The organism is Paenibacillus sp., assembly GCF_048976745.1.
Lineage (GTDB): Bacteria > Bacillota > Bacilli > Paenibacillales > Paenibacillaceae > Paenibacillus.
Genome location: NZ_JBHGUU010000006.1, coordinates 116752 through 128477, shown reverse-complemented (window position 1 = coordinate 128477; position 11726 = coordinate 116752). Strand labels below are relative to the sequence as shown.

The following is an 11726-nucleotide window of genomic DNA, read 5'->3' as shown; positions in this document are numbered from 1 at the left end:
CTCTATTCTGTTACTGGGATTCGTTCTTGTCGGAACCAATATCGCCAAGCAGCTTCTCAATTCGGCTACCATAAGCGATGGATTCGTCAATCTTGAATATCAACTCGGGAACATGACGAAACCGGATACGTTTGCCCAGCTCGGAACGCAAAAATCCATTTGCTTTTGCCAGTGCTTTGAGCGAGTTATCTTTTTGTTCCTGTTCACCGAAGACACTCAGATAAACTTTGGCTTGCGACAAGTCTCCTGTCACTTCGACCCCCGTTACCGTAATAAAGCCGATACGTGGATCTTTCAGTTCAGACTGGATGAGCAGACTCAATTCTTTCTTGATCTGCTCGCCCACTCTACCTGTACGAATCTTAGCCATTGTTGTTCACCTCATGCTTCCTTGCTTATCGTTGTACTGTCTCCATAATGAAGGCTTCGATAACGTCGCCCTCTTTGAGATCATTGTATTTATCCAGTGTGATACCACACTCGTAGCCTTGGGCTACTTCTTTGGCATCATCTTTATAACGTTTCAGGGAATCCAGCTTACCTTCGTAAAGGACAATGCCATCACGAATCAGGCGTGCTTCCGCAGAACGCGTAATTTTACCCGAGGTAACCATACAACCAGCGATGGTACCCACTTTACTGATGGAGAACGTGCTACGAACTTCAGCATGACCGATAACTTTTTCTTTGTAGATCGGATCAAGCATTCCTTTCATCGCTTGTTCAATTTCTTCGATAACACTGTAGATCACGCGATGCAGACGAACGTCTACTTGCTCTTGATCTGCAGTTGTTTTCGCCTGGTTATCAGGACGTACGTTGAAACCAATCACGATGGCATTGGATGCTGCAGCCAAAATGATATCGGACTCGGTGATTGCACCAGCGCCGCTATGAATGATTTTCACGCGTACTCCTTCAACTTCGATCTTCGCAAGGGAACCTTTCAATGCTTCAACCGAACCTTGTACGTCACCTTTGATGATCACGTTCAGATCTTTGATCTCGCCATCTTTGATGTGTTGGAACAGATCATCCAACGTTACGCGAGTATGTGTACCCAGATCGGATTCACGTTGCGTAATCGCACGTTTGTCAGCGATGGAACGCGCTTTGCGCTCATCTTCAAACACCATGAATGGATCTCCGGCACCTGGAACTTCAGTCAGACCTGTGATTTCTACAGGTGTTGAAGGTCCAGCCTCTTTCAATCGGCGACCTTTGTCATTGACCATCGCACGGACACGACCGAAGCAGTTACCTGCTACGAAAGCATCTCCGACTTTCAATGTACCGTGCTGTACGAGGATACGGGCAACCGGGCCACGTCCTTTATCCAGCTCGGCTTCGATCACTGTACCACGGGCACGTTTGTCCGGGTTCGCTTTGTATTCGTTCACTTCTGCAACGAGCAGAATCATTTCAAGCAGACCTTCCAGACCCATTCTTTGTTTCGCTGATACGTTAACAAAGATGGTATCTCCGCCCCACTCTTCCGGAACGAGTTCATAGTTAGTTAATTCTTGTTTTACTTTATCCGGATCAGCACCCGGTTTGTCGATTTTATTGACAGCTACGATAATTGGGAGCCCAGCAGCTTTGGCATGGTTAATCGCCTCAACCGTTTGTGGCATAACACCGTCATCAGCAGCTACAACAATAATTGTAATATCCGTAACCTGTGCTCCACGTGCACGCATTGCAGTAAACGCTTCATGGCCCGGAGTATCCAGGAACGTAATTTTTTTATTGTTGATTTCAACTTGATATGCACCAATGTGTTGTGTGATTCCGCCTGCTTCGCCGCCTGTTACATTCGTAGAACGAATAGCATCAAGCAATGTCGTTTTACCATGGTCAACGTGTCCCATGATGGTTACTACTGGAGGACGAGACTGCAAATCTGCAGGATCATCATTCTCTTCCAGCGTTTCAAAACGGTCATCTTCGAGCACAATCTTCACTTCAACTTCGACACCGAACTCTCCAGCAAGCAGCAGAATTGTTTCGATATCAAGTTCTTGGTTGATTGTTGCCATAACGCCCATCGCGATGAGTTTTTTGATAACTTCGGAAGCATCCTTATGGAGCAATTTCGCTGTTTCACCTACGGTCATATCACCACGAACGATGATTTTCTTAGGTGTGTTATCAATTTTCTCACGTTGTTGGTACTGTTGCTGATTTCTGTTGCGGTTGTTCTTACCACCACGGTTACCACGGAAGTTGCCACCACGATTGTCATCATAACGACGTCCACCGCCACCGCTGTTTGAACGGTTGCCACTATTGTTGTTGTTGCCAGTAGTACCACCTGGGCCGCTTCTGCGTTGGCCTTGTCCTTGGCTCTGACCTTGACCACCGCTACGGTTGCCGCCAGTACCTGTATTACCACCGCTGTTAGGTCCTGAAGTTCTTACTTGACCGCCACCACTGTTAGTCGGACGTTGCCCCGTTCCTTGCGGACGGGATGCAGTACTGCTTTGTCCACCTTGAGCCGGTCTTGGACGGTTCGTTGATTGTCCTCCTTGGCTTGAGCCTTGGGAAGAGTTCGTTCTGTTGCGGCTGTCTTGGCCGCTGGGTCTTTGGGTGCCATTGTTATTGTTGGAATTTGGTCTATTGTTCATACCTACCTGCTTTTCCTGTTGTATTTTTGTTTGTACGGGACTACCGGATGGGTTACTGCTATTCGGCGTGTTCACTCCGCCGGCCGGCTTGTTGCTGTCCACTGTTTTGTCACTGCGTACTGCCGAAGTAGCAACTGGTTTTGCTTCGTTGCCTTGTTTGGAAGCAGCAGTGGATTTTATATCTTTAAAAAATTGTTCCACCTTACCGACTGAACCATTCTCCATGACACTCATATGATTGTTAACGGGAATTTCCAGCTTTTTAAGAATGGTTATAATTTCTTTACTACTCATATTAAGGGACTTCGCATATTCATAAACTCGCAATTTATCCTTGTTTTCCTGTTTACTCAATATACTCCACCTCCGACATTATACCGACTTGCTTGGAGATCATTTTTGCAAACCCTCGATCCGTTACTGCAAGAACAACACGCGTGTCTTTACCGATACTTGAACCCAGACTATCCCGGTCAAATCCGATCAACAGAGGAACCTTATAAGTTCCGCATTTATCGCGAAATTTCTTTTGTGTATTGGCTGAGGCGTCACCCGCAACAATAACCATTTTAGCTTCGGAAGAACGGATCGCTTTAAGTACAATTTCTTCACCTGTTACAAGTTTGCCTGCACGCATAGAGAGTCCCAGATAAGACAGCGTTTTAATATTAGTCATTTTCACGCTCCTGTGCTGCTTTGAATTCATCCTCAACTGCGATGAAGTCAGCTGCTAATTGCTCGTAAATTTCAGGTGAGACTTTGCCTTTTAACGCCCGATCCAAAGCCCGGTTTTTGAGTGCGAGCTTAAAACAGGACTCTTTGCCGCATAAATAGGCACCACGTCCGGATTTTTTGCCAGTCAAATCGATCAGCACTTCATCCTCTGGCGTTTTAACGATGCGAATCAGCTGCTTTTTGGGCATCATTTCTTGGCATGCCACACATTTGCGCAGCGGCACTTTTTTTGGTTTCATACGTCAGCGCCCCCCGTACTTTACTTTAGTCGACGGAGACGGAATCCTGATGCATTTCAGAAGAAGAATCTTTTTCTCTGCCGAATTCCTGTTCCGCCTGGCTCTCGCTCTTAATGTCGATTTTCCAGCCGGTTAATTTGGCTGCCAATCTGGCATTTTGGCCTTTGATACCAATTGCGAGCGACAGTTGATAGTCCGGAACGATAACCCGAGCCATCTTTTCTTCCTCAAATACATGAACTTCCAAGACTTTGGAAGGACTTAGTGCATTAGCAACATATTCGTCTACCTGATCGGAGAAACGAACGATGTCGATTTTTTCACCGCGCAGCTCACCCACAATGGTCTGCACGCGCATTCCCTTAGGACCTACACAAGATCCAACTGGATCAACTTCCTCGTTGCGGGAATGTACGGCAATCTTGGAGCGGAACCCTGCTTCGCGAGCGACGGAGCGAATTTCAACTACACCGTCAAAGATCTCAGGCACTTCCAGTTCAAAGAGACGTTTCAAAAGGCCCGGATGGGTACGGGACAAAATGATTTGCGGCCCTTTGGTCGTATTCTCGACCTTGGTGATATACGCCTTAATACGGTCACCATGAACAAACTTCTCGTTCGGCATCAATTCGGTCAGCGGTAAAGCCGCTTCGATTTTGCCCAGATCGATGTAGATATTGCGCAAATCCTGACGCTGCACCACTCCCGTAACGATATCTTCTTCCTTGTCTACGAAAGCGTTGTAGATCAGGCCGCGTTCGGCTTCACGAATCCGCTGGGTCACTACCTGTTTGGCAGTCTGTGCGGCGATACGTCCGAAATCACGCGGCGTAACTTCAATCTCCGCAATATCTTCCAGCTGGAAGTGTGGGTTGATTTCGCGTGCAGCAGGCAATGAAATTTCGGTACGTGAATCCAGGACTTCTTCCACGATCAATTTACGAGCATACACCCGAATAACTCCCGTATTACGGTTCATGTCAACACGCACATTCTGGGCCGTGTTGAAATTCCGCTTGTAGCTGGAAATTAGTGCAGCCTCGATCGCTTCAAACAGCACATCCTTGCTGATCCCTTTTTCCCGTTCCAATTCATTCATTGCTTCAATAAAATCCATACTCATGAATGTTGATCCCCCTTTCAAACATGGCATCTCATACGTAAAACGGCGAAAGGCTCTGAACTCATGAGCACCTTGCCGTTATCGTGAGATGTGTCTTTTTCATTAATAAAGTGAACAAGGCACTTAAAACAAAATAGCTAGGCGCGCACTGGCAACCTTATCATAAGAAATGGCATGCTGTTTTTTGCCTGCTTCGATAACGAGTTCCCCGTCATCAAAGGAAAGCAGCTTGCCTTCAAATTCCTTCAATCCGTTCACCGGCTCGTAGGTTGTAACAAAAACATTTTTGCCTACAGATTTGGTAACGTCCTCAGGTTTTTTCAGTGGACGCTCCGCACCGGGAGAAGAAACTTCAAGGAAATAGATGGTTGGAATCGGATCGTTCTCATCCAGCTTGGCGCTCAGCTTTTCGCTGATCAAGACGCAATCGTCGATGTCGATGCCACCCTCTTTGTCGACATACACCCGTAAAAACCAGTTGCTGCCTTCTTTGACGTATTCGATGTCAACCAGCTCGAAGCCTTGTTCGTTCAAGTAGGGTTGGATCATTTCTTCCACGGTAGATTTAATGTTTGTTGTGCTCAAAACCAATAACCTCCAACTTAGGTTACACCAGCAAAAAAGCACTGGCAGATTATTCAATACCCAAGATTCTTGTATACCAAAGACTAAAGAGTGGGTTTCCCCACTCTTTAGAAATTCGTACTATCTCGTTCACTTCAAAAATTATAACATAGTCTGGTAATAGTGACAAGTAAGCGATGATTCAGGCGGTTTACTTACTAATGAAGGAAAAATTACGTTTCCCCCATCAATCACTATTTTAAGATCCAAATTTAATCCTAGAAAAGGGAAAGCTGATTGCTCTCAGGCAAGCCGCGGAAACATCCCATATTCGACAGGAGTTCAACAATGGTCTTACTTGCTTTCGACTTCTGCTGGAAGTCCTCAACCGACAGAAACTCACCATGATCTCTAGCTGCAGCAATATTGCGTGCAGCATTATCCCCGATTCCTGCCAACGCCGAAAATGGAGGGATTAGTGATTTTCCATCAACGATGAACTTTGTCGCTTCCGAACGATATAAGTCAATGGATTTCAGCGAGAATCCGCGTGCTGCCATTTCCAGACCCATTTCCAGGACAGGCAGCATGTTTTTCTCTTTCGGAGGTGCCTGGAAACCTAATTGCTCAATCTCCGTAATTTTCCGATAGATCGCGTCATACCCCTGACACATCAGTTCAATATCAATCTCATCGGCCCGAACTGTAAAGTAAGTTGCGTAATATTCAATCGGGTGATATAGCTTGAAGAACGCTGTACGTACTGCGGAAATAACATAAGCGGCCGCGTGAGCCTTCGGGAACATGTACTGGATTTTGAGACATGAATCAATGTACCATTGAGGCACTTTACAATTCTTCATCTCGTCAATCCATTCCTGTGGCAGACCCCGTCCCTTACGAACGCTCTCAGTGATCTTAAATGCCAGACTTGCGTCCATTCCCGTTTTATAGATCAGGAATAACATGATATCATCCCGACAACCAATTACTGTCTTAATGTTGCACGTGCCGTTCTTAATCAGATCCTGAGCGTTTCCGAGCCATACCCCTGTACCATGGGACAATCCGGAAATCTGCAGTAAATCGGCAAAAGACGTCGGTTGGGATTCAACAAGCATCTGACGTACAAACTTCGTTCCCATCTCCGGCACGCCAAACGTCGCGACTGGTGACCTAATCTGTTCCGGTGTAACACCCAGAGCTTCGGTTGAGTTAAACATGCTCATGACTTTGGGATCATTCATTGGAATGGTTGTTGGGTCGACCCCTGTCAGATCCTGCAACATCCGCATCATCGTCGGATCATCGTGCCCCAGAATATCAAGTTTCAGCAAGTTTTCTTCAAAAGCATGATAATCAAAATGTGTTGTTTTCCACTCCGCATTAACGTCATCAGCCGGGAACTGAACAGGTGTAACGTCTTCGACCTCAATATAATCAGGTACCACGACAATACCGCCGGGGTGCTGTCCAGTGCTCCGTTTTACCCCTGTACACCCTGAGGCTAATCGATTCAATTCAGCTCCGCGCCATTTCTTGTGATGTTCTTCCTCATATTTCTTGGCAAAACCAAATGCTGTTTTCTCAGCAACCGTACCAATGGTTCCTGCACGGAAAACACTCTTCTCACTAAATAGTACTTTCGTATAGTTATGAGCATGAGGCTGATAATCGCCAGAGAAGTTCAAGTCAATATCGGGAACTTTATCTCCTTTAAATCCAAGGAAGGTCTCAAACGGGATATCCTGACCTTCTCCTTTAAGCGTACCACCGCAATTCGGACATTCTTTCTCTGGAAGGTCAAAACCACTCCGAACACTTCCGTCCAGGAACCACTCGCTGTGTTTGCATTCCGAATTCACACAAATATAGTGAGCAGGTAGTGGATTAACCTCGGATATACCCAGGAATGTAGCAACAACAGAGGAGCCTACCGATCCCCGCGAACCTACGAGATAACCATCCTGATTCGATTTTTTAACCAAGCGTTCCGAGATCAGATAGTTGGCAGAAAAACCGTATTTAATAATTGGAATGAGTTCTTTCTCTAGTCGTGCCACGATTACTTCTGGTAACTCCTCACCATAGATGGACTTGGCAGTGTTATAGCAGGTATTACGGATTTCTTCGTCCGCTCCTTCCAGAATCGGAGTAAACAGTTTGTCCGGGAATAACTTAATTTCCTCAAAGCGATCAGACAACTCCAACGTATTTGTAACAACGACCTCGTATGCTTTCTCTTGACCCAGGAACTGGAACTCTTCCAGCATTTCCTCTGTCGTTCTGAAATGTGCATCCGGTTTACGTTGATCTTTCAGTGGACTAAATCCTGTAATACCGTGAATGGTGATATCCCGATACAACTTGTCACGCGGTTCCAAATAGTGCACATTACCTGTGGCGATGACTGGTTTGTTAAGTTTTGCACCTATATCAATGACTTTGCGGATTGCTGTTTTAATTTCTTCGGGTGTGGCCACCAACCCTTTATCCACCAAATGCATATACATGGTAAGTGGTTGGATCTCCAGTATGTCATAGAACTCGGCGATCTCTTCGGCTTCTTCGAGCGATTTGTTAAGTACCGCTTCGAAAAATTCACCTTTTTCACAACCGGAGATAACAACAAGGCCTTCACGCAAATTAATCAGTTTTGATTTGGGAATGCACGGTACCCGCTTGAAATGTTCCGTATGAGAGAGAGATACCAGCTTATATAGATTTTTCTTACCCACATCATTCAGTGCATAGATTCCACAGTGGAAAGGTCTTGTATTCGACAAGTCGACACCCACAAAATCATTCAAGCGATCAAGCCTCGTCAAACCTTTCATCTGGGCAGCATCATTTAGTAATCCGATCAGTATACCCGCGAGTGCAACCGTATCATCAATGGCACGGTGATGACTTTCAAGTCCAACCTTATATTTATCCGCCATCGTATTCAGACGGTGGTTCTTATTTTTTGGAAATAACAATCGTGCCAGTTCCAACGTATCAAGAACCGGATTAGGAAGCTCCGGCATTCCAATTTGCTTCAGGGAAGCCTGGATAAAGCCCATATCAAAACGTGCATTATGGGCAACAAGTACACCATCTCCCGCAAACTGCACAAAATCACGGATAACAGGTTCAAGTTCAGGTGCATCTTTTACCATTTCATCATTAATATTGGTCAATTGCTGAATGTTGTAGGGAATGCGTTCATGCGGATTTACAAACGTTGCAAACCGGTCAATTTCTTTACCATCTTGCATCTTCACAGCAGCAATCTCAATGATTTTGTTCTGCGTTACCGACAGACCTGTGGTCTCGATATCAAACACAATGTATGTCGCCGTTTGCAGATCCAAAGGCTGCGGAGCCATTACGACCGCAACGGAGTCATTCACGACATTGGCCTCAAGGCCGTAGATCATTTTAATCCCATTTTTCTTAGCTGCCTTGGAAGCTTCGGGATATACTTGTACCCCACCATGGTCACTGACAGCAATCGCCTTATGTCCCCACTCCGCTGCCATTTTCACATATTTGTCAATGGAAGTTACAGCATCCATCGTACTCATCGTAGAGTGCAGATGGAACTCCACCCGTTTCTCTGGTGCATTATCTTTACGAGATGGCGGTGCTTTGACTTCAATCAGATCCGATGGAATCATCGCGAGTTCAGGTATTTGCATAAACCGATCATACTCTACACGACCACGCACTTTTACCCATTTACCGTTAGCCAGCAAACTGAGAATTTTAACATCCTCTTTTGTTTTGGCAAACATCTTCATTTGCATGGAATCCGTAAAGTCGGTCAGGTAGAAGGTAAACAAGGTATTTCCGTTTCGCAGTTCTTTACGATCCAGACCAAATACCGTACCTTGAAGCGTGACCTTTTTCTCTTCATCCTGGATTTCCTGTATGGGCACTGCTGGCTCCTTGATATCATAACCCATCTGCAAACGCAGATCGCCCTGTTCCTCATCCACCGGGATTTCTGTGTCCACTTCACTCATCATCTTTTCGATGACCTCAAGTTCCTCAACACGTTTTTGAGCCTGGAACTGTTCCATGGCCTCTTTATTACTTCCTACTTCGCCCACTTGCATCTTGATGCGAAGAGGTAGATGAAAGTATTTTTCATAGAATTTCGTAATAGCCTGATCAATCTGTTTCTTACGAGCCAATTCCATCGACGTTGCATCACTCATGGTCAGTTGTAGGAGATCTTCTTCACACTCAAAGGTTGTCCGGTTCATCCAGCCATTTACAGACGGAATCTCACGGGTAACCCACTCCAGAAACAGATTCCAATATTCACTGACGATATCACCATTTTGTACCTTGTCCGTATATTTGAAGCCAAATGAAATTTTGGCGATATGATTCATCTTCTCTTGAATATGCAGACAAAATGTGCGATAGATTGGAGCAGGTACCAACGTCTCCTTCGCAATCAGAATATTCCATTCTCGATTACTTCGATTGGTCTCCACTTGTTCAATCCATCCATCCAAAAAATAGGGCTCCAACAGACCAGCCGGAAGCTCTGCCTGTTTCATCAACAACTCAAACCGTTTTCTCTTCTCCTCGAATCCGCTCATCGTGTTCCTCCTTGTACCCCCTTAAAGCATGAAAAGCCCCTGCATTCAAAAATGTCACCGATCCGAACTCGCACCGACTCATTTTATCCGACAGAAGCTCCCCATTCATTACTCTTACAGTCCGTACGTGCCATTATATACATTGAACAAAAAGATATTTACACTCACCACTCCGATAACAGAACAACCATCCGATCACTGTTATCCCCAGATTTTTTGATTCCCTTTTAGAAAGGGGAAAATCCGGGGATAAAGCAGCAGCGTATGCTTCCGATGTAGCTTTCTTTCAGAAAGCTTTTAGCTTCGCTTCTTCAGGTTATTTCTGTTCTCTACGTTCTCATGTAAATGTTTAGTTCAATGTATATAGTCAAGTGATCCTGACCTAGTACGCTCTTGCAAACACAACCGTGTGTTCTGCCTTTTCACCACATGCCAGGCACGTATGCTTTTCTTCCGCAGGCTGGAACGGAATGTTCCGACTTGTTGCACCTGTGACTTCTCTTACTTTATCTTCGCAAGCTTCTGAACCGCACCATCCAGCCAGTGTAAACCCGCGTTTATTTTCCATCAGTTCTTTCATCTCATCGAGTGTATCCACGGAGTAGAAGTTATCCGACATAAACGTGCGAGCACGCTCTAACATATCAACCTGGATCTGTGTCAGCATAGATTGGATTTCTTCTACCAGGTTTGCTTGTTCTACCACTTTCTTCTCACCTGTGATCCGTGATACGAGCACACAAACGCCATTTTCCATATCACGTGGACCAATCTCCAGACGAATTGGAACACCGCGCATCTCGTATTCATTGAACTTCCAACCTGGGCGAACATCGCTGCGATCATCCATTTTCACACGGACTCCAGCTTTTTTCAACTCACTGAACAACTCATCTGCACGCCCAACCACAGCATCACGCGTTTTTGGAGGTCCAATTGGAATCATGACCACTTGAGTTGGTGCGACTTTAGGAGGAAGTACGAGACCACGGTCATCTCCGTGAACCATAATTAATGCACCGATCAAACGTGTGCTTACTCCCCATGAAGTAGTGTAAGCCAGCTCCAGCACATTGTTCCGGCTAAGATACTGGATTTCAAATGCTTTTGCAAAGTTCGTCCCCATGTAATGAGATGTACCTGCTTGTACAGCACGTCCATCCTTCATCATGGCTTCAATTGAGTACGTATCCACAGCACCCGCAAACTTCTCGGATTTGGTTTTCTGACCCACAATCACAGGAATAGCCAAGTACTCCTCAACTACTTCACGATAAATCTCAAGCATTTTCATCGTTTCTTCACGTGCTTCTTCTTCGGTCTCATGCGCAGTATGACCTTCCTGCCACAGGAACTCACTTGTGCGAAGGAAAGGCAAAGTTCTTTTTTCCCAACGAACTACGTTAGCCCACTGGTTGATCAGTACCGGAAGATCCCGATAAGACTGAATCCATTTGGAATACATGTGACCAATAATCGTTTCGGATGTAGGACGGATTGCTAGACGTTCTTCCAGCTTCTCTCCACCAGCTTCCGTAACCCATGGTAATTCAGGGTTAAAACCTTCCACGTGCTCTTTTTCCTTTTGAAAGAAGCTCTCCGGAATGAACATCGGGAAATACGCATTGCGATGGCCTGTTTCCCGGAAGCGACGATCCAACTCATCCTTAATATGTTCCCAGATTTCGAATCCGTCTGGCTTGAACACAATACAACCGCGTACAGGTGCATAGTCCATAAGATCAGCTTTTTTGATAACATCAATATACCAGCGTGAGAAATCCTCACCTTGTGGTGTGATTTCAGTCACGAACTGTTTATCATTTTCCTTTGACATAAG

8 protein-coding genes are annotated in these 11726 nt (G+C 45.5%); all 8 read right to left on the bottom strand.

Annotation, left to right across the window (positions count from 1 at the left end; translation table 11 throughout):
- Window positions 1-10: 10 nt before the first annotated feature.
- A complete protein-coding gene (gene rbfA / locus ACE3K2_RS07370) occupies window positions 11-370 on the bottom strand; it encodes a 30S ribosome-binding factor RbfA (protein WP_062833829.1) in 360 nt (119 codons plus the stop codon).
- 25 nt (window positions 371-395) lie between these two features.
- Window positions 396-2981 carry a translation initiation factor IF-2 gene (infB, locus tag ACE3K2_RS07365; RefSeq protein WP_421888577.1) on the bottom strand — a complete coding sequence of 862 codons (2586 nt, stop codon included), beginning with the start codon at window positions 2979-2981 and terminating at the stop codon, window positions 396-398.
- Window positions 2974-3303, bottom strand: a complete 330-nt coding sequence (locus tag ACE3K2_RS07360; RefSeq protein WP_017689142.1) for a L7Ae/L30e/S12e/Gadd45 family ribosomal protein — start codon at window positions 3301-3303, stop codon at window positions 2974-2976. The genes infB and ACE3K2_RS07360 overlap by 8 nt, the downstream gene beginning before the upstream one ends.
- Window positions 3296-3601, bottom strand: a complete 306-nt coding sequence (gene rnpM / locus ACE3K2_RS07355) for an RNase P modulator RnpM (protein WP_249911082.1) — start codon at window positions 3599-3601, stop codon at window positions 3296-3298. The genes ACE3K2_RS07360 and rnpM overlap by 8 nt, the downstream gene beginning before the upstream one ends.
- Before the next feature lie 25 nt (window positions 3602-3626).
- Entirely contained in the window at window positions 3627-4724 is a 1098-nt protein-coding gene (nusA, locus tag ACE3K2_RS07350; protein WP_062833827.1) for a transcription termination factor NusA, read from the bottom strand.
- A gap of 123 nt (window positions 4725-4847) precedes the next feature.
- On the bottom strand, window positions 4848-5309 hold the full coding sequence (rimP, locus tag ACE3K2_RS07345; protein WP_091017262.1) for a ribosome maturation factor RimP: 462 nt from the start codon (window positions 5307-5309) through the stop codon (window positions 4848-4850).
- 257 nt (window positions 5310-5566) lie between these two features.
- Entirely contained in the window at window positions 5567-9886 is a 4320-nt protein-coding gene (locus tag ACE3K2_RS07340) for a PolC-type DNA polymerase III (protein WP_421888574.1), read from the bottom strand.
- Between the two features lie 382 nt (window positions 9887-10268).
- Window positions 10269-11723 carry a proline--tRNA ligase gene (gene proS / locus ACE3K2_RS07335; RefSeq protein WP_339241630.1) on the bottom strand — a complete coding sequence of 485 codons (1455 nt, stop codon included), beginning with the start codon at window positions 11721-11723 and terminating at the stop codon, window positions 10269-10271.
- Window positions 11724-11726 lie beyond the last annotated feature (3 nt).